The organism is Acidimicrobiales bacterium, from assembly GCA_035316325.1.
GTDB lineage: Bacteria > Actinomycetota > Acidimicrobiia > Acidimicrobiales > VFJN01 > DASXTK01.
The window spans coordinates 1-21,435 of record DATHJB010000123.1 but is presented as its reverse complement, the minus strand read 5'-3'; the positions used below and the strand labels follow the sequence as shown (position 1 = coordinate 21,435).

Sequence of the window (21,435 nt, the reverse complement as noted above, 5' to 3'; positions counted from 1 at the left end):
GACTCGCGGACGAAGCGGCGGCCAGCGGTGTCACTCGAGGAACGTCCGGATGGTGTCGAACACCTCGTCGGTGCGCTCGAGCGGCAGCGCGTGGCCGGCCCCGGCGAACGTAGTCACGCGGGCATCGGCGATGAGCTGCTCGAACACGGCCGCGTGCTCGACGGGCACCAGGCGGTCGGCCTCGCCCCAGAGGATCAGCGTGCGGGCGGTGACCCGGTGGAGTCGGCGGGACAGGCCCTTGTCGGGGATCGGCCACAGGAACTTCGCCAGGACCGACAGGCCCCGCGACGTCTCCAACAGCGCTTCCACGTGGTCGGCGCGGTTGTCGGCACCGTCGCTCGCCGCGCCGGCCGACGCGCCGTTGCCCTGCGCCGCCCCGGTCCCGGCGGCTGCCGCGTAGGCGGCCCGCGCCTCCTGGTCCTCCCAGAGGAGGTCGTCGAGCTCGACGACCGGCGTGGCGAAGAGGTCGGCCGTCGGGTGCTCGTCGAGCCAGAGCCCGACCGGTGCGATCAGGACCAGGTCGGCGACGCGCTTGGGGTAGTGGGCAGCGAGCTCGGCGCCGACCATCCCGCCGAAGGAGTAGCCGACGACGAGGGCCTGCTCGAGACCGAGCGACTCGAAGACGTCGTCGTAGTGGAGGGCGAGGTCGCGCACGTCGAGGATGTCGTCCAGCTCGCCCAGGTCGCGGAACCCGGGAGCGAGCGGGGCGATCACCTCGAACTCCTCGGACAACCGGACGAGGAACGGGTTGTCCGGTTGCAGTCCACCGGCCGTGTGGAGGAAGACGAGCGGTCGACCGGAACCTCCTCGGTAGACCGTCGGCAGGCCGCGGATGTCGAGGTCGTGGCGCTCAAGCTGCATGCGGAATCGCTCCTGGGCGGTCGTGGTGCGTCATCGGGGGCGCCCGCCCGGCCGTGCCCGGTGCCGGGTCTGCGGTCGCACGCTGGTGGTGTCGCGGCCGGACCGGAGGACGGCACCGGGGCGGGCACCGGTCAGGTCCCCGCCCCGCACGATCTCTGTCCCGTTGACGAAGACGTGCTCGATGCCGCTCGCGGTGCCGTAGAGGCGGGCAGCCCCACCGGGGAGGTCGTGGCGCAGCTCCACGCTCCCAGGGCCGACCGTCGCCGGGTCCAAGACGACGACGTCGGCTCGGGCGCCGACCGCCAGCCGGCCGCGATCACGGAGTCCGTACAGGCGGGCCTGCACGTCGGTGAGCCGGTGGACCGCTTCCTCCAGCTCCATCACTCCGCGATCTCGCACGTGCGGTCCGAGCAGGGCCGTCGGTGCGTTGAAGGTGGAGAGCGCATCGAGGTGGGCGCCGCTGTCGGTCGCACCGAGCACGACCCGGTCGTCGGCCCACACCTCGGCCCGGAGGGCCCAGCTCTCGTCGTCGTCGTCGATCGCCGGCGGCCGCAGGACAGTGTCCATCCCGTCCTCGACGGCGACGTCGACGACGGCGTCGAAGGCGGTGACACCGCGGGCGGCGGCGACCTCTCCGGCGCTCCAACCCTGGTGGCCGGTAGAGGTGGCCTCGAACACGAGCTGCTCCCAGACCCACGGCCGCGCCTCGCCCAGGGCTGCCTCCCGCAGGTCCGCCCGGAGCCCGGGATCGGACAGCGCCTTCAGCTTCTCCGGCACCGGCAGAGCCATGACCTTCGACCACCCGGGGAAGGTGTCGAAGCCGAAGCCGGTGCGCAGGGAGAACCGGGGCTGCATCAGGTCGGGCAGCGCGAGCGCGACCGCTTCCCCACCCATCGACGCCACGACGTCGGACGCGCCGAGCTGGTGGCGGACGAGGGCTTCGGTCGAGCGGCCGGCCAGCAGGATGTTCCAGTTGAGCGGGCGATCGGCGGCGACCGACATGCGGCCCATGAGCTGGACGAGATCGTCGCTGAACGGGTCGCGGCCGGCGACGTTGGGGATGAACTCGACGGTGGTGCCCTCGTGACGACCGACGACGTCGCACAGCGCCACGAGCTCGTCCGCCGACGCGTGCCGGGAGGGGACGGGCTCTCCGTCGGCGTCGTTGTGGGTCGCCGACCAGGAGGAGCTGAACCCGAGCGCACCGGCGGCCAGGCTGGCGCCGAGCAGCGCCCGCATGGCCTCGACGTCGTCGGCGGTCGCGGCCTCGCCCACGGCACGTGGCCCCATCACCGATCGGCGGATCGTCGAGTGCCCGGCGAGGAAGCCGGCGTTGACGGCGAGGGTCCCGTCAAGGGCCCGGAGGTACTCGTCGAAGGTGGGCCACGGGCGGGTCACCCCGATCGACAGCGAGTCCGGGTCCATCCCTTCCACCCGGGCCAGCATCGCGAGGAGGTAGGCCTGTTCCACCGGTGCCGCCGGGGCCAGGGTGAACCCGCAGTTCCCCCCGACGACCGTCGTCGTGCCGTGGAACGGCGACGGCGTGCACGCGGGATCCCACAGGACCTGCGCGTCGTAGTGGGTGTGCAGATCGATGAACCCCGGGCACACGACGAGCCCGTCGACGTCGATCACCCGGTCGGCGGACCAGCGGGCGGAGGCCGACGGCGGGTCGACGGCGGCGATGGCGCCGGCGGCGACGGCCACGTCGGCCCGAGCTCGCGGGCCGCCGAGGCCGTCGACGACCTCGCCGCCCCGGAGCACGAGGTCGTACGTCACGGTGACAGCATCGCCTTCTACTGGTCGACCCAGACCTCGTCGCTCAACAGGAGCGACTGGGTGGACAGCTCGATGCCGTGGACGTTGTCGGCGGGAAGCGTCCCCAGCACGACTCGGCCGTAGAAGAGGTTCGGCATGTCCTCCCAGAAGATGCGCTGGGCCTCCTTCCACTGCTCGACCGCCGCATCTCCCTCCGACTCGCGGGCGGCGATGATCGCCTCGTCCATGTCGGGGTTGGAGTAGTAGCCGAAGTTCGTGGACGAGTCGCTGAGCATCGCGTAGTAGAAGATCGGGTCGGGTGCGCCGAACGTGGTCGACTTCGTCGCCACGTCGAAGTCGCCCGCCACCATGCGGGGGATGATCTCGTTGCCGCGCACCGATTCGAGCTTCATGTCCACGCCGTAGTTGGCCAGCTCGGCCTGCGCGTACTCGCCCCACGGCTGGGTGGCGACGGTCACGAGCAGGGTGAACTCCACGGGCCCGCCCTGTTCGTCGGCCACCTCGTCCCACAGCTCCTGCGCCCGGTCGGGGTCGGGCTCCGGCCGGGTGATCTCGGGGTCGAAGTACGGCGAGTCCTCGGTGAAGAGGTTGGCGACCCCGTCGCCGGCGCCCGAGGTCACCACGTCGGCCATGGCCTCCATGTCGACGCCGATGGCGAAGGCCTGGCGGGCGCGCACGTCGGCGAAGACGCCGGAGGCGGCGTTGAACAGGAACGACGTCCCACCCTGCAGCGTGTCCTCGGTCATGGTCGCGCCCTCGTCGCGGGCACGCTGGCGCGTGAGGTCGTTGTCGGTGAAGAGGATCACGTTGCTGTCGGTGCGGAACGTGTCGAACCGCTGCTGCTCATCGGTGATCGTCTGGATGGTCAGCTCGTCCAGGTAGGGCTGGCCTTCCTTGTAGTAGTTCGGGTTGCGCACCAGGTGCGCGGTGTCGTTCGGGACCCACTCGTCGACCAGGAACGGGCCGGCGCCGACGGGCGCGGTGCCGAAGTCGTCGCCCTCGGCCTGGATCGCCGTCGGCGAGCCGATGAAGTTCATGAACCGCGCCACCGTGCTGGGCCACTGGAAGTTGACCTCCTTGAGCTCGACGGTCAGCGCCAGGGGCTCGGTGGCCTCCATCGACTCGATCTCGTTCAGCTGCGTGAGGCTGATGGCCCCCCGCTCCGGGTCCTGGGCGAGCTCCCAGTTGAACTTGACCGCCTCGGCGTCGAACGGGGTGCCGTCGCTGAACTCGACGCCGTCCCGGATGCGGACCGTCCAGGTCTTGCCGTCCTCGGAGTCGACCGACTCGGCGATCTCGCCGGTCACCTCGCCGGTGCGGGTGTCCTCGGTCACCAGGGCCCCGTACACGGCGAACCCCCGGGTCCCCCAGCTCGGATAGCCCGACGGGAGGATGGTCCACGGATCCCAGTCGCTCGTGAGATCGATGTAGTGCAGGTAGGTCGCCGATCCGCCCGACTGCGGCGTGCCCTCGTCGGCTGGCGCGCCCTGCGAGCCCGACTCGGACGTGGTGGCCGACCCGCCGCTGTCGCCCCCGCAAGCCGCCGCGACCAACGCCATGCCGGTCACCACGGCGAGCATGGACACCCACGCCCGGCTTCGAGTTCGGATCATCACTTGCCCCCCTGGTAGTCGTCGCGCCCACCGCGCGAATTGCGAACGACATCCTACCCATAGACTGAACGCACTGTCTACTAGAAGAACGCGGCGCCTATTCAAACCACGAGGCCGCTGCCGGTGCGGCTCGGTCCTCAGCGGGCGCGCTCGCGCACCCACCCGGCGATCGCGTCGGCCACGTCCGCACGAGCGCCGTCGGGCTCCCGGAAGTAGTGGTCGCCCGGCAGGGTCAGCCGCTCTTTGTCCTCGCTGCCGATGAGATCGAAGATCTCCTGGGTGTGGCTCGGGTAGACCCCCGCGTCACCGTCGGCCTCGACCACGAGCGACGGCATCAGGATGTTGGGCAGGTGGAGCTGGCCGCGGCACTGCGAGTCCTCCAGCGACCACATCGAGAGCCAGGTGCGCAGGGTGGACACCTGCCCGATGCCGGTCGTCCCGCTGTTGGCGCGCCGGGGATCGCCCAGGAAGCAGCCGGGGACCTTGCGGTTGGACGGATCGATGGTGCCGTCGGTGAAGCGGAGGTCGGCCCAGAGCCGGGGCGGGCTGAAGTAGCGGTCGCGGACCGATCCGCCGCGGAGCCGCTCGAGCTCGCGGTGGACCCAGTCGGTGATCCGGGCGCTGCGGTCGAGCTGCGCCTGCCGGTAGCGGGCCTGGAACTCCGCCGAGTACGGGGGACCGTTCTCCGGGTCGTACATGTCGAGCGACGCGTCCCGTGACGTCGGGTCGCTCTCGTCGGTGACCGACGGGTCCATCATGAAGGCCAGGAGGTCCGCCCGGCCGGGATGGGCGGCGACCGAGACGTAGAGGTCACCCGGCAGGAGGTCGTCGAGGCCGCGGCAGAGCCGCCCGCCCGGGAGCGGGTTCAACGTCGGCCGCTCGGCCTGTCCCTGGTAGGTGGCCATGAGGCTCCCGCCACCGGAGTTGCCGAGCAGCACGACCGTGTCCACCTTCGCCTGCTCCCGTAGCCAGCGGACACCCGCGCCGATCTCGGCGATGGCGTGGTCGACCAGGAAGAGGGCCTCGGCACCCCGGAACCGGGTGTTCCAGCCGAGGAACCCGAAGCCCCGCTCGGCCAGGAGCGGGCCGAGGTAGTGCTCGGTGAAGTCGAGGTTGTAGTGCGTGGCGACGAACGCCACCGACGGCTTCGCCGCGGCCGGGGCGTAGTAGATGCCCTGGCACGGGTGCCCGCCCCAGCCCTCCCGCGGCCAACCGGTGGGCGACGGAAGGCCCACCCACTCCCGCCGGACGGATCCATCGACCTGCAGTTTCATGACGCTCCTGCTATCTGGTGGTGGACACGTGCGCGCCGCGCTAGCGCCAGCGCCACGTGGGTGGACGCTTCTCGAGAAACGCCCGTGTCGCCTCCGCGGCGTCCTCGAACGTGCGTAGGCGCGTCGTGTAGTCCTGTTCGAGGCGATAGGCGTCCTTGAGGGGGAGGCCCTCGACCCGGTTCAGCGACTCCTTGGCCAGCCGGAGGGCGATCGGGCTCTTGGCGGCGAGATCGGACGCGATCGCCCGCGCTTCCGCCATGAGCTCGTCCGGCGGCACGACGCGGCTCACGGCGCCCCAGTCGGCGAGCTGCTGGGCCGACACCACCTTCCCGGTGAGGAACATCTCCCGGGCCCGGTAGGTGCCGACCAGCCGGGTGAGCTGGGCGCTGGCACCCAGCAGCCCGACGTTGATCTCCGTCGTGCCGAACGTCGCCGTGTCCGAGGCCACGATGATGTCGCACAGCGCGGCCAGCGCCAGCCCGCCGCCGATGGCAGGGCCGTTGACGGCCGCCACCACGGGGACCGCGCAGTCGTACACCGCCCACATGGCGTCGCGGACGACGCTCCCGGGGTCGACGAGGCGCGACGGGGCCTTGCCGTCCATCGAGAAGGGATCGCTGCGGAGGTCCTGGCCGGCCATGAACGCCCTGGAACCGCAGGCCGTGAGGATCGCGACCCGGACGTCCCGATCGTCTCGCAGGGCGGTGAAGGCGGCGGCGATCTCGGTCCAGGACTGCTCGTCGGTGGCGTTCACGGGCGGCCGGCAGAACACGATCTCGGCGACGCCGTCGGTGCACGTGGTGGTGATGTCGCGCATCGTTCGCGGGGTCACGCGGCGATCGACCAGGCGCCGGCCGCGGCGCCCGGCACCGCCGCCGGGTCGATGCCCTGTGAGTGGAGGATCGCAGCCGCCGTGCAGGTGGCCGCCGTGATCACCGGCAGCCCGGTGCGCGCCTCGACGGCACCGATGATGTCGAGCGACGGCATCTGGACGCACGCCGAGAGGACGAGCAGGTCGGCTCCGCTCAGGTCGAGCTCGGCCACGGCCGACTGGACGCGATTCCCGGGGATGCAGCCGACCTCGTAGTTGTCGGGGATCCCGAGGCTGCGCTGGTCGGTCACGGCGATGCGCTCGGCCGCCAGGTAGCGGACGACGGCCTCGGTGAGGGACGGCACGTAGGGCGTGACGATCGCAACCCGATCGGCGCCGAGGCGAGCGATGGTGTCCACCAGCGCCCCGGCGCTGGAGACGAGGGGTGCGTCGAAGCCCCGGGCCCGGGCGGCCTGCTGCAGCTCGCCCTCGATGCGACGGTGCGCGCCCGGCCCCTGGGCCATGACCGCGACGAGGCACGCGTAGGCGAGCACGTCGCAGCGGGCGTCGGCGAGCTCGTCGACGCATCGCTCCCCCTGGGCGTTCATCGCCGCCAGCTCGGTCGGCGACACCGACCGCATGGTCATGCGGCTGGCGTGGAAGGAGAACGACACGGCGTCGACCTGCCGCAGCATGGCCGGGACCTCGTGCTCCATCGTGACGTTGGAGCTGGGCACGATGAGCCCGACCCGGCGCCTCCGTCCCTCTGCGGTCTCGTCCGGCATGGATGGCTCCGACGTCAGCGCTTCGGGCGCTGGTAGGGGTCGAAGACCGGGGCGATCATCACGCCGGGCGGAGCGGCGACGACCTCGTGGATCGCGCTCACGGCCAACGCCGCGGTCGAGTGCAGCATCGCCTGGTAGAAGGGCACCTGCTCGTCGGTCCAGGTGCGGGCGATCGTCACCTCCAGGAGGTACGAGGGGGTGCCCTCGATCTGGGCGCTCCACACCCGCCGGGTGTCCCAGTCGGGCAGGTCGTTGTCGACGTGCCAGCCTTCGTGCATCGAGATGTAGGGCTCGCCGCCGACCAGGCCGTGGAGCGTCCAGCGGGTGCCGGCGATCGTGCCCTTGGCGACGCGCCCGACCGGCAGGTCGATGTCGCGCGTGGCCAGCCCGAGCCGGAGCTCGACGTCGATGCCCTCGATGTCGACGCCGAGGTAGTGGCCGAGCAGGTAGACGACCTCGCCGAACATGCGCCGGAACATCTCGCCGATGGGCGCGTCCTTGGTGAAGGTCGCCGGGTCCTGGCCCATCCCCATCTGCTCGAAGATCATGTTGGCGCTCGGGTGCGAGGCGACGCCCGAGTTCTCGGTGATGTCGATCTTCTTGATGTCCGAGCAGAGCGAGGTCATCGTCGCCGGCAGGCGATCGAGGAGGCAGCCGGGGTTGATCCCCGTGCCGAACAGCGTGACGCCGCCCTCCTCCCCGGCATCGACGAACTGCTGCAGGTAGTCCTGGCCGTGCGCCGCCGGGTAGAAGTACGACGCCGTCGAGATGACGTTCTTGCCCGAGCGCAGCAGCGCCATGACGTCCTCGTCCATCTCCGGCCACCCGGTCGGGGTCAGCAGGCCGTTGTGCATGACGAGATCGGCCTCGAGGGCCAGGATCTCGTCGCGGTCGCCGGTGGCGCGCACCCCCACGGGGGGCAGGCCGACCAGGTCGCCGGCATCCCTGCCCACCTTGTCCTCCGAGTAGGCGTAGACGCCGACGAGCTCGATGTCCGGGTCCTGGAGCAGGAACCGGAGGCTGTCACCGCCGACCCCGCCGGTCGCCCACTGGATCACCCTGTATGCCACGATCTGCTCCTCTGCTGTCGATCTCGTCGTTGCTGCGAACCCGGGCTACGGCAGCGTGACCACGGCCGAGCCCGTCATCGCCGTTGCGCCGCCGACGACCTCGAGGCGCACGTCGCAGGTGGCCACCCGCCGCCCGCCGAGGTCCTCGACCGCCGTGACGGTGCCGGTGGCGACCACCTCGTCGCCCGCGTAGACGTTGGCGCCGAACCGGACGCTCAGCCGGGTGACGTGGTGGACGCCCCCGAGCCAGTCGCCCAGCATGTTGTAGAGGTACCCCATGCTGATCGGGCCCTGGTTGATCTCCCGATCGCCCAGGCCGAGCCGCTGCACGGCGGCCGCGTCGATGTGGATCGGGTTGGGGTCGCGGATGAGGGCGCTGAAGATCTTCATCTTCTCGACCGACACGGCAGCGACCACCCAGGCCGGGATCTCGTCCCCCACGGCGACGTCCATCAGGACTCCCTCCTCGGGAAGATCCACTTGTTCCGGGCCGTCGCCACCCGCCGCCCGCGGTCGTCGAGGAGCTCGAGCCGGAAGGTGATCATGTCGAAGGTGCCGGCCGTCCGGCCCTGCTTGCGCTCGACGTCGGTGATCGAACCGCGCACCGCATAGGTCTCGCCGACGCGCAGGGGGCGGTCGAGCTCGGCTTCGTGCTCCCCGAACATCCCGCCGTCGTCGGGATCGGCCAGGCACAGAGCGAACATCTCGTCGAGGTCCAGGCCCATGCCCGCCCGGGTCGCCTGGTACGCGTAGAAGGGGTGGGCGGTGCCGTCGGCCGGTGGCTCGACCAGCAGCGTGTCGCACATGAGCCGGTGCTCCCAGGCCTCGATCGTGATCGTCCCGCCGGGGAAGACGGTGCCGACGAGCGCTTTCACCTGCTCCTCGTCGATCACGACGCACCTCCGGCAGGAGTGGGGGCGTTCGGGCGCCGAACCCGGTCGAGCGCCACGGTCTCGCCGGTGCTCGTCCGCGGATCGTGCCGGACGTCGGCGGCGGTGAACGGCCGGGTGAAGGTGGCCAGCTCGAGGAGCATCCCGTTGGGGTCCCAGAAGTAGGCGGAGCGCAGCCACACCCCGTCGTGCACGCGGCGGGTGATCTGCCGCTCGCTGAAGTCGTGGTTGAGCACCTCGGAGACGTCCACCCCCCGGCTGCGCAACAGCTCGACCTTCTCGTCGAAGCGGTCGGCGGGGACGGTGAGGGCCAGGTGGTTCATCGACCCGATCGCCGAGGTGAAATCGCCCTGGTCGACGCGCAGCGCCGGTGCCACCCGCCCGGGCTCGGCCTCGGGAGCGTTCGGGAACCAGAAGAACGCCACCAGGGTCTCGTTGCCGGCGTCGAAGAAGAAGTGCTGGCCGCCGTCGTTGGGGAGGTCGATCGTGAAGACCAGGGGCATGCCGAGCACGCCCTCGTAGAACTCGATCGTCTCGGCCATGTCCCGGCAGACGAGGGCGAGGTGGTTGATCCCCCTGAACTCGAAGTCCCCCACTGCGCACCCTCCGATTCCATCGGCGCTAGTCACTAGACATCACGGCCTCTCACTGTACACAGCGTCAGTCGACCGCGCCAAGCAGAGGAGCGCAGCAGTGTCTTTGAAATGAACACGACGTCCACTAAGCGGATAGCGTGTCCGCATGCACGTCCCGCCGCGGCGACTGACGACCCGGCTCGAGGTCGACCCCGAGTGGACCCGCGAGGCCTGCAACTGGCTCGGCGTGAGCCGCCAGCGTCCGTCGCCGGCGCTGTGGGCGCTCCTGCTGATGCCCGAACGCATCGACGCCGACCTGGCGTGGCCCGAAGGCACGCTGCAGGTGTACCAGCGCTCCGTCAGCCGGGCCGGTGCGGTCCCCTCCGGGGTCGACGTCGTGCTGACCCCGAGCGTCGCCCGACCATGGCGGGGCGAGGGGACGGCGGTGGCACTGCAGGTCGACGCCTCGAGCGGAGGCCGGCTCGTCGCCAGCGCCACGACGGTCGGACGGGTTCCGGCCATCCCGAGGGCCGGAGGGTCGGAGGCGACGGTGACCGTCCCGCCGCATCCGGTCGTGGACGGACCGGGCCGGTCGGAGACGTTCGTCGTGAGCGACGCCGACGTCCTCGCCTTCGGGCGGCTGGTCCGCGAGCGTTACGGCGTGCACGCCGATGCCGGCACGGCGTGGGCGTCGGGCTACAAGAACATCGTGGTGCAGGGCCCGACGTTGATGGCGAGGACCGCGCAATGCCTGCGGTTCTCGTCGGCCGGGCTGCTGGAGATGTGGTTCACCCACCCCGTCCCGTCCGGCGCCGCCGTGACGGCGACGTCGCCGGACGGCCAAGCCTGGGCCCTCCGCATCGCGTCACAGTCGCGACCCGTGGCGTACACCGTCGTCCGGGACGCCCGCGACGCCGAGGGCGCGCTCGCCGCTCCGTCGCCGCACTGACCGCGCCCCCGGCCCTGCGACTTGTGAAGCACCGCCGCGCGCGGTGGCTATACACTGTGTCCAATGACTGCCTCCAGGCCCCGATCGTCGCTCCGTGAGGACCAGAAGCTCCTCACCCGGAACCGGATCATCGACGCCGCAGCGGCAGCGTTCGCGGAGAACGGCTACGCGGACACATCGATCGACGACATCGTCAAGGTCGCCGACATCAGCCGCGGCACCTTCTACCTGCACTTCAAGAACCGCTCCGAGGTGCTCGCCGAGGTGTTCCAGCGCGGCCACCTCGATCTCGCCATCGCGCTGGTCGAACGGCTCGGCGAGGAGACGCTCACCGTCGAAGCGCTCACGGCGTGGATCGGCCGCTACCTCGACCTCTACACCGAGACCAAGGACGTGCTCGCCGCCTGGTACCAGGGCGACCCACGCGAGCGCCACGAGCTCGCCGCCGCGCGCGACCAGTTCTCCGGGGCGTTCCTCGGCGTGATGAGCGCCAAGATCATCGAGCTGCGCGAGAAGGAGAAGCGCCCGCTGAAGGAGGACGATGCCCGGCTGCGGGCGTTTCTCATGTTCGTGCAGCTCGAGCGGTTCTCGTACTACCAGGTCATCCACAACTTCGGGTTCGACCAGGAGAAGGCGACCCCGCTGCTCGCCCGGAGCTGGCACGAGATGGTGCTGGCGTAGGTCCAGCATCGCGGCCAGGGCGGCGACCGCGGTTCACACGCCGGTCGCCAGCCGCATGCCCGCATCCTTGAAGTGCGGCATGACCTCGTGGGCGAACCGCTCGATCGTCCGCCGAGCGCTCGCCACGTCCCGGGCCCCGGGATGGAAGTAGAAGGCGACCTTGTCGAGGCCGAGCTCGTCGTCGAGCTCCTTGATGCGCCGGATGCAGGCGTCGGGCCGGCCGACCACGCCCCGCTCCTCGACGTGGTCCGGGATCGACGTCATGAACTCGGCCCGGTCGAAGAGCGTGCTCTTGGGGTCCTTGCCCCCGCGCGCCGCGGCGTGCGACGTGATGTGCTGTGAGTACCGGCCCGTGACCTCGCGCGCCTCGCGGACGGCCTGGCGGTGGTCGTCGTCGATGAAGAGGAAGAACATGGCCGCCTCGCGGCCCTCGGCGCCGTTGGCACGCACCAGCTCGCGGTACCGGTCCAGCCGGGGCCGTAGCTCGGCGTGCGGACCGGTCGTCCAGGGCACGACGAAGGCGTTGTCGCCGGCCAGAGCGGCGGCCTCGTAGGACTCGACGCTCACCGTCCCCTGGTAGATCGGCGGATGGGGGCGCTGCACCGGCGCCGGCGACACGGTGACGCCGGGTACCCGCCAGAACTGCCCGTCGTGCACGACCTCACCGCCGCTCCAGGCCTGCTTGATGACCGAGATCGCCTCCTGGTACCGGTCGCGGCTCTCGCCGGCATCGACGTCGAAGCCCTGGAAGTGCTTGGCGATGGCCCCCCGGCCGACACCGAAGTCGAGCCGGCCCCCGCTGAGGAGGTCGAGCACGGCGAAGTCCTCGGCCTTGCGGAGCGGGTTGTCGAACGGGAGCAGGCTGATCGCGGTCCCGAGGCGGATCCGCTCGGTCCGGGCGGCCACGGCGGTGAGGAAGATCTGGGGGCTCGGGCAGACCCCGAACGAGTAGAAGTGCTCCTCCCCCACCCAGATCGAGTCGTAGCCGAGCTCGTCGGCCAGCACGCTCAGCTCGAGCGTGTCCCGGTAGTACCGGACCTCATCCTGACGACCGGGATAGAAGTCGAACAGCGTGAAGAGACCGAACTCCATCAGGGCACACCTTCCAGCACCGCGCCGCGAAGGCGCTCGACGATTCGTAGACGATCTGATCATCTACTGAACGCAGTGTCAAGTCAACGACACCGCGGACGGCCACTTGTCACCCCGTCAACCGTTTGCTGAGCTAGAGGAGGCCGAGGCCGGACGGCTCGAACCCGAAGACGCGCTCGGCGTTGCCCCGGGCGACCTTGTACTGGTCCTCGGGGCTGAGGTGCTGGATCTGTGCCACCAGCGTCTCGTGGCTGTGGGGCCAGGGGCTGTCGCCGTGGGGGTAGTCGGTCTCGGCCATCACCTGATCGACGCCGAGGGTGTCCACCAACCGGATGCCGGCGGCGTCGTCGATGAAGCAGCCGTACACGCTCCGGCGGAAGTAGGTGGACGGCAACTCGGGCACGGCGTCACGACCCCACTCCGGGTACAGCCGGTACATGCCGTCGAGGTGCTCCAGGAGGTGGGGGATCCACCCGATGCCACCCTCGGAGATGCAGATCTTGAGCCGCGGGAACCGCTCGAGGTTGTCGGACGTCAACCAGTCCGCCAGCGAGAGCTGGGAGTTCACGTAGCACATGGCGTGCTTCGTGAACCACGGACGATCCTCGCGGTGGGCGATGATGCCCGACGACCCACCCATGTGCATGCACAGGGGCAGACCGGCCTCCTGGGCGGTGTCGAAGATCGGGTCCCAGAAGTGGTCGGGGTCGTGCAGGGAGGGGAACCCCTGCCGGTAGGGATCCTCGGAGAAGGAGACGGCGCGGGCGCCCTTGGCCGCCGTCCGCTCGATCTCCTGCACCGCCAGGCGCGGGTCCCACAGCGGGATCAGCACCATCGGGATGTAGCGGCCGGGGGCGGCCGCGCACCACTCGTCGAGCAGGAAGTCGTTGTAGACCTGGATGCAGGCGAGGCCGAGGTCCTTGTCGGCGCACGTCGAGAACTTCGTGCCGGCGAAGCCCGACATCGTGGGGAAGTTGAGGGCGGCGACGATGTGGTCGGCGTCCATGTCCTCGAGCCGGGCGATCGGGTCGTAGCAACCGGGCCGCATGTCGGCGAACGTGTTCTCGACGGTCATGGCGCCGTCGGCGCGGCGCTGGGCGGTCGGGAAGAGCTTCTCGACGTTGCCCTGGAAGATCCAGGCGTCGTGGTTCGGTTCGACCCGCTCCACCCGCGGTGCCTCGTCGGCGAAGCGCGCCGGCAGGCGCTCGCGCCACAGTTCGGGCGGCTCGACGAGGTGGTCGTCCACCGAGATGTGGTCGGAGATGGCCGTGCTGGTGGACTCCATGCATTTCTCCTCTTGTGGTCGCTACTCGGTGACCGCCGGCGACGAGACGGCCCGCGGCGCGGCGAGCGCCTCGAGGGTCTGCGTCGGCCACCAGCGGTCTTCGTACTCCTCGAACCGGGGACGGAGCGCGGGCGCGACCTCGGTGGCGAACCGGCGCGTGTTCTCCATGACGACCTCGCGCCGCATGTTCCCGTACTGGCACAGCACCATCAGGTGGCCCACCCGCATGACGTCGGCGAGATCGTTGAGGCGGTCGATGACCGTCTGGGCGCTGCCGGCGACGACGTAGCCGTTGTCGACGATCTCCGACCAGGTGAGCTCGGCCTTCTGCTTGGCAGCTGCCTGCACCTGGCCCTCGATGCCCCGCCGCACCGTGGCAGGCGAGGTGTAGCCCGGGGGGTTGGCGAAGCCGGGGTAGAGGTGGAGGCAGCGGTTGTAGAAGTACAGCGCGGGCTCGGCATAGAGCCGCTCGGCCTCGGCGTCGCTGTCGGCGATGCCCACGAACTGGAGGAAGCCGGCCCGGAACGGGTTCACCTCGGCGCCGGCCTTCTCGACCGACTCCCAGTAGCCCTCCATGGTCGCCCGGCCCCTGAGGTAGCCGTTGTAGGAGAGGTGGGCGTAGAGGAAGTCGTTCTCGACGCACCAGTCCCAGGTCTCGACGCTTCCCCCTCCGGGGATCCAGACCGGCGGGTGCGGCTGCTGGATCGGACGGGGCCACGGGTTGACGTAGCGCAGCTGGGTGTAGCGCCCGTTGAACGCGAAGGGCTCGCGCTCCGTCCAGGCGCGGAGGATCAGGCCCACTCCCTCCTGGTACTTCTCCCGGAGGGTGACCGGGTTCTGGCCGTAGCAGTACGCCGTGTCCATCGGCGTCCCCACCGGGAACCCGGCCACCACCCGCCCTCCGGACAGCACGTCGAGCATCGCCATCTCCTCGGCGATCCGCGTGGGCGGGTTGTACAACGCCACGGAGTTCCCCATGATCACGAGCTTCGACCGCTGGGTCCGCCGGGCCAGGGTCGCCGCCATCAGGTTCGGCGACGGCATCAGGCCGTACGCGTTCTGGTGGTGCTCGTTGACGCAGATGCCGTCGAAGCCGACCTCGTCGGCGTATTCCAGCTCGTCCAGGTACTCGTGGTACAGGGCGTGACCGCGCACGGGGTCGTAGAGCTCGTGCGCCGGCACGTCGACCCAGACCCCCCGGTACCGGTCGCGGAAGTCCTCCGGCAGGTCCGGGTACGGCATGAGGTGGAACCAGTGGAACTTCAAGGATGCAATCCCTTCCGTCAGGCCGGCCCGCGTCCCGCGGGCTCATCGACGTCGGCCTCGTGGCACGCGACGAAGTGGTCCCGCGACACCTGCCGGATCTCGGGCACCTCGACGGCGCACCGCTCGACCGCCCGCGGGCAGCGGGTCCGGAACGGGCAGCCGGTCTCGTCGGCCCGCACCAGCTCGACCCCCCGCTGGATGACGTCGGCCGATGGCGCCGCCGGCGCCGCGGCGCCATTGCCCGTGGGGGCGTGGCGCCGGCCGGTGTCCATGACGGGGATGGAGCGCAGCAGGAGCTTCGTGTACGGGTGCGCAGGTCGATCGAAGATCGAGGCCACGTCGCCCACCTCGCACACCCGCCCGGCGTAGACCACGACCACCCGGTCGCTCACGTTCTTGATCACGGCCAGGTCGTGGGAGATGAAGATCATCGCCAGCTCGAACTCGCGCTTGAGGTCGTCCAGCAGGTTCAGGATCTGGGCCTGGACCGACACGTCGAGGGCAGAGACCGGTTCGTCGGCGATCAGGACGTCGGGCTGCAGCATCAGGGCCCGGGCGATGGCGACCCGCTGGCACTGGCCGCCCGAGAACTCACGCGGACGGCGATCGCCCACCGCGTCGGCGTCGAGCCCGACGCTGCGCAGCAGGTCGTCGACGCGGTCGCGCAGGCCGGACCGCTCCCCACGAGCCGTCCAGGCCGCGGCGCCTTCGGCGACGATGTCGCGGATGCGGCGCCGGGGGTTGAGCGACGCGATCGGGTCCTGGAAGATCATCTGGATCCGGCGCCGGCTCGACCGGAGCGCTTCCCCCCGCTGCCGGGTGAGGTCGACGCCCTCGAGCCGGACCGCGCCTGCGGTCGGGGGTGGCAGCTGCATGATCGCCTTGGCGAGGCTCGACTTCCCGCAACCGGACTCACCGACGACGCCCACGGACTCCTGGCGCAGCAGGTCGAGGCTGATGCCGTTGACGGCTCGCCGCCGGCGGGCCGAGCTGCCGTGGTCGACGACGACGTCCTCGACCGCCAGGACCACGTCGTCGGCGTCGCGCATGTGGTCGGCCCCGATGCCCGCCATCAGACGGCCTCCTTCGACCGGGGCCGGCTGGGCCGCTTCGCGACGAGCTGCACCGGCGTGCCGACGGCGTTGGCGCCCCGGGCGGCGTTGCGCTCCAACGCCTCTCGACCCTCGTCGGAGCCCACGGGGTAGAAGCAGCGGGCGACGTGGCCATCCGCCTGGGCGTCCGAGTCGACCGGCGGGTGCTCGTCCACGCACCGGTCCTGGGCGTACCGACAGCGGTCGGCGAACCGACATCCGGTCGGCGGCGCGGCGAGCTGCGGAGGCATGCCCGGGATGTTGAACAGTCGCTGGTGGGGCTCGTCCTCCACCCGGGGGATCGCCTGGACCAGCGCCTCGGTGTACGGGTGCCGGGTCCGGGAGAACAGCGAGTCGGCCGCGGCGTGCTCGACGACCTCGCCGGCGTACATCACGGCCACCGCATCGGCCCGTGAGGCGACGATGCTGAGGTCGTGGGTGATGAGGATCACGGCCATGAACCGCTCGCGCTGCTCGCGGTCGATGAGGTCCAGGATCTGGGCCTGCACGGTGACGTCCAGCGCGGTCGTCGGCTCGTCGGCGACCAGGAGCTTCGGCCCGCAGCTCAGCGCCGAGGCGATCATCACCCGCTGGCGCATGCCGCCCGACAGCTGGTGCGGGTAGGCGCGCATCTGATGTTGCGGCGAGGGGATCCCGACCTCCTCGAGCAGGGACACGGCCCGGGCGGCCGCGGCCGACCGCGAGAGCCCGAGGTGACGGCGCATCGCCTCCGACAGGGTGACGCCGACCCGGCGCACGGGGTTGAGCGAGGTCATCGGGTCCTGGAAGACCATCGCGATCTCCTTGCCCCACACGTCGCGCAGATCCGGGCGGCGCAGCGCGCGCAGGTCCCGCCCGTCGAACCAGATCTCGCCCTCGGTCGTGACACCGGCCTGATCGGCGAAGAGGTGCATGATCGAGCGGGAGAGCACCGTCTTGCCCGAGCCCGATTCCCCCACGACGCCAAGCGTGCGACCACGCTCCAGCGTGAGGGACACGCCGTCGACGGCGCGGACCGTCGAGCCGCCACCGGCGTCGAAGGCGGTCCGCAGGTCACGGACGTCCAGCAGCGGAGCACCGTCGCCGACGCCCGGCTCCCCCGTCGGCAGGGCGTCGCTGGTGCTCATGCTGTTCCCCCCGTGGTGGTGGGGGTGATGTCGAAGTGCGAGCGGACCCGGTCCCCGACGACGTTCAGCGAGAAGACCGTGAGGAACATGGCGACACCGGGGACGAAGACGAGGTGGGGCGCGTCGGCCAGGTGCTGGCGGCCGGCGGCGATCATCCCGCCCCAGCTCGGCGTCGGGGGAGGGACGCCGAGCCCCAGGAAGCTCAGCGAGCCCTCGGCGATGATCAGGACCGCGAGCAGCAGCGACATGTAGGAGAGGAGCACGGGCACCACGTTCGGCAGCACCTCACGGAGCAGGATCCGCGGGTTGCGCACGCCCATCGAGCGCGCCGCCAGGACGAACTCGCGCTCGGCGAAGGTCGAGGAGTTCGCCCGAGCGAGACGGGTGAACGTCGGGATCGTGAGCACGGCCAGCCCGATGACCAGGCTGACGAGGTTCGCACCGACCGTCGCCGCTATGGCCATCAGGAACACGAGCGGTGGGAACGCGAGGACGCTGTTCACGAGAGTCGTCACCACGTGGTCGAACCCGCCCCGGTAGAACCCGGCCACCAGGCCGACGAGCCCGCCGACCACCGCCCCGATGAGGACGGCCCCCAACGAGACGGCGAGGGACGCCCGGGCCCCGTAGACGACCCGGGAGAGCATGCTCCGCCCCAGGAGGTCGGTGCCGAGGAGCTCGCCCCGGAAGCCGGGACGTTGCGCCGCGACGCCGGTGAGCTCGCTGTAGGACTTGAGCGGCAGCAGGTCGGCGAGGAGGGCGGCGAGGACGATCACCACCAGCCAGGTCACCGCCAGCCACAGGCCCAGGCGCCGCGAACGCCGCCGACGGCCCGCTCCGGGCGGCGACGTCGGCGCCGACGGGTCGGGAGCGACACCGTCCGCGACGACCTGATCGTCGCTCACGGCGGCCCGGGAGACCTGCGCCACGGCCATCAGCCCTGACGGACCCGCGGGTCGAGGTAGGCCACGGCGACGTCGACGGCGAGGTTGATGACGACGTAGGCGACGGCGACGACGAAGACGAGGCCCTGGACCATCACGATGTCGTGCCGGATGACCGATTCGATCATCAGGTTGCCCAGCCCGGGGAGGGCGAACATGAACTCGACGACGATCGAGCCGCCGACGAGCCGGCCGAGGCTGAGCCCGGCCACGGTGACGAGCGAGATGGCCGAGGGACGGAGGGCCTGGCGCACGACGACGTTGGTCGGCCGCATGCCCTTCGCCACCGCCGCGAGGACGTAGGGCTCCTGGAGCGTGGCCACCATGTCGGCTCGGAGCAGCCGCATCCACACGGCGGCCTCCGGGAGCGCGAGCGCCAGGGCGGGCAGGATCGCATGCCGCAGGTTCTCCCCGGGGTCCTGGCTGAGCGGCACCCAACCGGTCACCGGCAGCACCTGCGCGTTGACGGCCAGGAAGAACACGAAGATCGTCGCGGTCAGGAACGGGGGGAGCGACACCAGCGCCGAGGACACGGCCTCGGTGGCCCGGTCGAACCAGCCGCCCCGGCGGTAGGCCGCGTACATGCCGCTCGGCAGGGCGAGGAGCAGGGCGATGAGAGCCGCGAGCACCGCGAGCTCGAGGGTCACGGGCAGCCGTTGCGAGATCGCCCCGCCGACGTCCTGGTTGCCCTGCAGCGACGTCCCGAAGTCACCGTGGAGCGCGTTGCCGAGCCAGTCGACGTAACGGCCGACCACCGATTGGTCCAGCCCGAGCTGTGCCCGCTTGGCCAGCACCTGCTCCGGCGTCGCCGACTCGCCGAGGATCGACCTCACCGGGTCGCCCGGGACGAGGTCGATCAGGACCATCGTCGCGAACGACACGAGCAGGAGCACCGGCAGCACCTGCACGAGTCGACGAAGTACGAACTTGGGCAACCTGGTCCCCCACGGAAATGGCCGGCACGCTCACCTGTGTCGATCGACCTGAGCGAGACCGCCCTCTCGCCTTCGACCAATTGCTGGACAAGGTATCCAGTGACCAGTCAGCCTGTCAATGGAGTGTTGGGCGTGAGCGGCGACCACCTCGTCGACACCCAGTCCAACTAATCCGTATGTCTTGAAACGTTGAGCGGGACGACTTAGCTTCACGAGGCGACCACCAACAGCAGTCCCTCGACACCCTCGGCGACATCGCCGCCTCGGGCCGGCACCGCGCGGGGCGGGCGCACGCGCGAGCGGCTGCTCGACGCCGCCGAGCGCCTGTGGGCCGAGCGTGGCGTCGACGGCGTGTCGCTCGGGCAGATCCGCGAGGCCGCTGCGCAACGCAACCGCTCGGCCCTGCAGTTCCACTTCGGTGACCGCGACGGCCTCCGCCTCGCTCTCACGCAGCGGCACATGCCCCGGGTCGCCCAGCTCCAGGAGGGCATCTATGCGGCGTTGATCGCCGAAGGGCGCCAGGACGACCTCGCCGCGCTCGTCGAAGCCATGGTCCGGCCGATCGCCGAGTACATCCGCCACGGCCCCTCGGCACGCGCCTGGGTGAGGGTCTCCGCCGACGAGATGCGGCGACCGGAGATCCTCCTCAGCGCCATGGCCGACCACGCCCCCGGCGTCTCCCGCGTGATCGGCACCGCGCTGCTCGCCCAGCTCAGCCAGACCATGGAACCGGAGCTCGCCACCGAGCGGCTCCTGGCGGTGATCATGGCGTGCCAACACCTCAGCGCCGATCGCGCCCGCCTGGAGGATGCGCCGCCGGGCACCCCGGTCCGCGCCGCCCTGCCCTTCGACCGCTGGCTCGACAACCTCCTCGACATGGCAACCGCCGCCATGACCGCACCGGCGCGCCGCGATCGGTCAACCCGAGAGGACGGTGACGGATGAGCCGTATCCGTCGACGTCCGCATGACGACAGCGCGGCGACGAGCAGCATGCCGCCACTCGTCGCCGCGCGCGTTCCCCGGGCGGGGGACGCCGGTCAGGCGTTCTTGCAGACCGACTTCTTGGTGCCCAACTCCTCGGTGGGGATGCGGTAGTAGCTGCCGTCGGGGCAGCTGATCGCCGGGTTGAGCTCGGTGAACATCCCGTTCGGCGACTCGTAGCCAGGCACGTTCCACACATGGACCATGTAGCCGGTGAAGTCGATGAACGCTCCCCCGGCCTCGGTGCACATCTGCTCGGTCACTCCCTCGAGATCCGCGCCGAACGGGGTGTCGATGCCGCCATCGGCGCTGCTCACGATGCAGACCTTCTCGTGGTAGTGCCAGTGGTCGTTGGGGCCGGAGAAGCCCTCGGGCTCGGCCTCGGTGCCGTAGGCCAGGTACATGAAGCCGGCGATCTTGGCGTCGGGGCCGAGGCCGTCGAACACCAGCATCGGTGAGAGCAGGTCCTCCCGCGTGTCCATCGTCCCGTCCGGGTTGAGGTGGTAGTCGGGTGCCCCGTAGTGGGTGCCCAGGCCGGGCGAGAACGGCCCCGCCCGCCGCCAGCCGGCGGCCTCGGCGGCGGCGATGGTCGGGTACTTCTCCACCAGTTCCGCGGTCACCGCCAGCTGCTTGGCCAACGACACGGTGTCCTCACTGGTCATCGGCTCGACGCCGTTCTCGTGCTGGTGGCCGTTCGACAAGGCCGAGAAGCCCAGGTCGTCGCCCTCTGTTGCCGCGCCGTGGCCATGACCACCACCCGCGGCAGCGCCGTCGTCGTGTCCCGCGGCGCCGTGACCGTCGGAGCCGTGGCTGCCCGCGGCGTGGTCCCGAGCCGACGGTGACGAGATCGCCGCGGTCGCGAACACGACGGCGCCGATCGCCCCGGCGATCGCCACACCCCGGATGCGAGGCACCGCCGGCACGGCCCCCAGCGCCAGCCCCCCGGCCAGCAGCAACGCCACGGCCTCGACGGCGACGCAGACCCCGTCGACGAGCGACACCGTCGCCGCGTGCCCCGAGTCCTCGCCGAACGGCAGGCCGACGGTCCGGCTCACCACCCAGGCCAGGATCAACGCCGCGCTCGTGACGACCACGGCGACGAGCACACGACGTGTCGGCCGTAGCAGCACCGCGACGGCGAGCAGCAGCTGTGCCCACGCCGCTGCCACGAAGCCGGCGCCTTCCACGGCCGCCTCCCCCAGATGCGACGGCGCCATCGAGGCATGGATCAAGCCGGCTCCCAGCAGCAGCGCGGCGAGGAACCAGTGCTCCGGCCGGCTTGCCGGTAACGGCACCGGCGGCGGGCTCGCCGCCGGTACCTGCGCTGCTCCGTCAGGTTCCGGCTCGTTCCCGGGCGCGACAGACCGGTCGAGTGCATCGGTCATGGAACTCCCCCTTCGGCGAGCGTTCGCTCGCTCCCCACC

At 70.8% G+C, this 21,435-nt stretch carries 21 protein-coding genes; 3 read left to right on the top strand and 18 right to left on the bottom strand.

What is annotated here, in order from left to right:
• Positions 1 to 30 precede the first annotated feature (30 nt).
• The 10 genes from VK611_16265 to VK611_16220 form a co-directional block, all read right to left on the bottom strand.
• On the bottom strand, positions 31 to 861 hold the full coding sequence (locus VK611_16265) for an alpha/beta hydrolase (protein ID HMG42888.1): 831 nt from the start codon (positions 859 to 861) through the stop codon (positions 31 to 33).
• Between the two features lie 30 nt (positions 862 to 891).
• Positions 892 to 2,640, bottom strand: coding sequence for an amidohydrolase family protein (locus VK611_16260; GenBank protein HMG42887.1), 1,749 nt, complete (start codon positions 2,638 to 2,640; stop codon positions 892 to 894).
• Positions 2,641 to 2,657: 17 nt separating this feature from the next.
• Positions 2,658 to 4,253, bottom strand: a complete 1,596-nt coding sequence (locus tag VK611_16255) for an ABC transporter substrate-binding protein (GenBank protein ID HMG42886.1) — start codon at positions 4,251 to 4,253, stop codon at positions 2,658 to 2,660.
• A 137-nt stretch (positions 4,254 to 4,390) separates the two neighbouring features.
• A complete protein-coding gene (locus VK611_16250) occupies positions 4,391 to 5,527 on the bottom strand; it encodes a hypothetical protein (protein ID HMG42885.1) in 1,137 nt (378 codons plus the stop codon).
• Positions 5,528 to 5,567: 40 nt separating this feature from the next.
• Positions 5,568 to 6,359, bottom strand: a complete 792-nt coding sequence (locus tag VK611_16245) for an enoyl-CoA hydratase-related protein (GenBank protein ID HMG42884.1) — start codon at positions 6,357 to 6,359, stop codon at positions 5,568 to 5,570.
• On the bottom strand, positions 6,356 to 7,123 hold the full coding sequence (locus tag VK611_16240) for a hypothetical protein (protein HMG42883.1): 768 nt from the start codon (positions 7,121 to 7,123) through the stop codon (positions 6,356 to 6,358). Before VK611_16240 ends, VK611_16245 begins: the two co-directional genes overlap by 4 nt.
• Positions 7,124 to 7,137: 14 nt before the next feature.
• Positions 7,138 to 8,193 (bottom strand): hypothetical protein, encoded by a 1,056-nt coding sequence (locus VK611_16235; GenBank protein HMG42882.1) that lies wholly within the window; start codon positions 8,191 to 8,193, stop codon positions 7,138 to 7,140.
• Positions 8,194 to 8,238: 45 nt separating this feature from the next.
• Positions 8,239 to 8,646 (bottom strand): MaoC family dehydratase, encoded by a 408-nt coding sequence (locus tag VK611_16230; GenBank protein HMG42881.1) that lies wholly within the window; start codon positions 8,644 to 8,646, stop codon positions 8,239 to 8,241.
• Positions 8,646 to 9,086 (bottom strand): MaoC family dehydratase N-terminal domain-containing protein, encoded by a 441-nt coding sequence (locus tag VK611_16225; protein ID HMG42880.1) that lies wholly within the window; start codon positions 9,084 to 9,086, stop codon positions 8,646 to 8,648. The genes VK611_16230 and VK611_16225 overlap by 1 nt, the downstream gene beginning before the upstream one ends.
• A complete protein-coding gene (locus VK611_16220; GenBank protein HMG42879.1) occupies positions 9,083 to 9,679 on the bottom strand; it encodes a VOC family protein in 597 nt (198 codons plus the stop codon). The genes VK611_16225 and VK611_16220 overlap by 4 nt, the downstream gene beginning before the upstream one ends.
• 145 nt (positions 9,680 to 9,824) lie before the next feature.
• Here VK611_16220 and VK611_16215 point away from each other — a divergent pair, with 145 nt between their 5' ends.
• Together VK611_16215 and VK611_16210 are read left to right on the top strand one after the other, a co-directional pair.
• Entirely contained in the window at positions 9,825 to 10,607 is a 783-nt protein-coding gene (locus tag VK611_16215; GenBank protein HMG42878.1) for a hypothetical protein, read from the top strand.
• 63 nt (positions 10,608 to 10,670) lie between these two features.
• Positions 10,671 to 11,288 carry a TetR/AcrR family transcriptional regulator gene (locus VK611_16210; GenBank protein ID HMG42877.1) on the top strand — a complete coding sequence of 206 codons (618 nt, stop codon included), beginning with the start codon at positions 10,671 to 10,673 and terminating at the stop codon, positions 11,286 to 11,288.
• Positions 11,289 to 11,321: 33 nt separating this feature from the next.
• Here the strand turns inward: VK611_16210 and VK611_16205 are convergent, their stop codons facing one another.
• From VK611_16205 to VK611_16175, 7 genes are all read right to left on the bottom strand, one after another.
• Positions 11,322 to 12,380, bottom strand: a complete 1,059-nt coding sequence (locus tag VK611_16205) for an LLM class flavin-dependent oxidoreductase (GenBank protein ID HMG42876.1) — start codon at positions 12,378 to 12,380, stop codon at positions 11,322 to 11,324.
• A 133-nt stretch (positions 12,381 to 12,513) separates the two neighbouring features.
• Positions 12,514 to 13,665 (bottom strand): amidohydrolase family protein, encoded by a 1,152-nt coding sequence (locus tag VK611_16200; protein HMG42875.1) that lies wholly within the window; start codon positions 13,663 to 13,665, stop codon positions 12,514 to 12,516.
• Between the two features lie 21 nt (positions 13,666 to 13,686).
• On the bottom strand, positions 13,687 to 14,931 hold the full coding sequence (locus VK611_16195; GenBank protein HMG42874.1) for an LLM class flavin-dependent oxidoreductase: 1,245 nt from the start codon (positions 14,929 to 14,931) through the stop codon (positions 13,687 to 13,689).
• Positions 14,932 to 14,948: 17 nt separating this feature from the next.
• Positions 14,949 to 16,004, bottom strand: a complete 1,056-nt coding sequence (locus VK611_16190) for an ABC transporter ATP-binding protein (protein ID HMG42873.1) — start codon at positions 16,002 to 16,004, stop codon at positions 14,949 to 14,951.
• Positions 16,004 to 17,149 carry an ABC transporter ATP-binding protein gene (locus tag VK611_16185; protein HMG42872.1) on the bottom strand — a complete coding sequence of 382 codons (1,146 nt, stop codon included), beginning with the start codon at positions 17,147 to 17,149 and terminating at the stop codon, positions 16,004 to 16,006. Before VK611_16185 ends, VK611_16190 begins: the two co-directional genes overlap by 1 nt.
• The gene (locus VK611_16180) at positions 17,146 to 18,084 is read right to left on the bottom strand and encodes an ABC transporter permease (protein HMG42871.1); all 939 of its coding nucleotides are present in this window, start codon (positions 18,082 to 18,084) and stop codon (positions 17,146 to 17,148) included. The genes VK611_16185 and VK611_16180 overlap by 4 nt, the downstream gene beginning before the upstream one ends.
• Complete coding sequence (locus tag VK611_16175) at positions 18,084 to 19,028, bottom strand: ABC transporter permease (protein HMG42870.1); 945 nt, start codon at positions 19,026 to 19,028, stop codon at positions 18,084 to 18,086. The genes VK611_16180 and VK611_16175 overlap by 1 nt, the downstream gene beginning before the upstream one ends.
• Positions 19,029 to 19,331: 303 nt before the next feature.
• Here VK611_16175 and VK611_16170 point away from each other — a divergent pair, with 303 nt between their 5' ends.
• Positions 19,332 to 19,973 carry a helix-turn-helix domain-containing protein gene (locus tag VK611_16170; GenBank protein ID HMG42869.1) on the top strand — a complete coding sequence of 214 codons (642 nt, stop codon included), beginning with the start codon at positions 19,332 to 19,334 and terminating at the stop codon, positions 19,971 to 19,973.
• A gap of 94 nt (positions 19,974 to 20,067) precedes the next feature.
• Here VK611_16170 and VK611_16165 read toward each other — a convergent pair whose 3' ends face one another.
• On the bottom strand, positions 20,068 to 21,396 hold the full coding sequence (locus tag VK611_16165) for a hypothetical protein (GenBank protein HMG42868.1): 1,329 nt from the start codon (positions 21,394 to 21,396) through the stop codon (positions 20,068 to 20,070).
• Positions 21,397 to 21,435 lie beyond the last annotated feature (39 nt).

Coding starts and splice junctions, on each gene's coding strand:
- VK611_16265 (HMG42888.1), bottom strand. CDS start 861: ATGCAGCTTGAGCGCCACGACCTCGACATCCGCGGCCTGCCGACGGTC.
- VK611_16255 (HMG42886.1), bottom strand. CDS start 4,253: ATGATCCGAACTCGAAGCCGGGCGTGGGTGTCCATGCTCGCCGTGGTG.
- VK611_16250 (HMG42885.1), bottom strand. CDS start 5,527: ATGAAACTGCAGGTCGATGGATCCGTCCGGCGGGAGTGGGTGGGCCTT.
- VK611_16240 (HMG42883.1), bottom strand. CDS start 7,123: ATGCCGGACGAGACCGCAGAGGGACGGAGGCGCCGGGTCGGGCTCATC.
- VK611_16230 (HMG42881.1), bottom strand. CDS start 8,646: ATGGACGTCGCCGTGGGGGACGAGATCCCGGCCTGGGTGGTCGCTGCC.
- VK611_16215 (HMG42878.1), top strand. CDS start 9,825: ATGCACGTCCCGCCGCGGCGACTGACGACCCGGCTCGAGGTCGACCCC.
- VK611_16210 (HMG42877.1), top strand. CDS start 10,671: ATGACTGCCTCCAGGCCCCGATCGTCGCTCCGTGAGGACCAGAAGCTC.
- VK611_16205 (HMG42876.1), bottom strand. CDS start 12,380: ATGGAGTTCGGTCTCTTCACGCTGTTCGACTTCTATCCCGGTCGTCAG.
- VK611_16200 (HMG42875.1), bottom strand. CDS start 13,665: ATGGAGTCCACCAGCACGGCCATCTCCGACCACATCTCGGTGGACGAC.
- VK611_16190 (HMG42873.1), bottom strand. CDS start 16,004: ATGGCGGGCATCGGGGCCGACCACATGCGCGACGCCGACGACGTGGTC.
- VK611_16185 (HMG42872.1), bottom strand. CDS start 17,149: ATGAGCACCAGCGACGCCCTGCCGACGGGGGAGCCGGGCGTCGGCGAC.
- VK611_16180 (HMG42871.1), bottom strand. CDS start 18,084: ATGGCCGTGGCGCAGGTCTCCCGGGCCGCCGTGAGCGACGATCAGGTC.
- VK611_16165 (HMG42868.1), bottom strand. CDS start 21,396: ATGACCGATGCACTCGACCGGTCTGTCGCGCCCGGGAACGAGCCGGAA.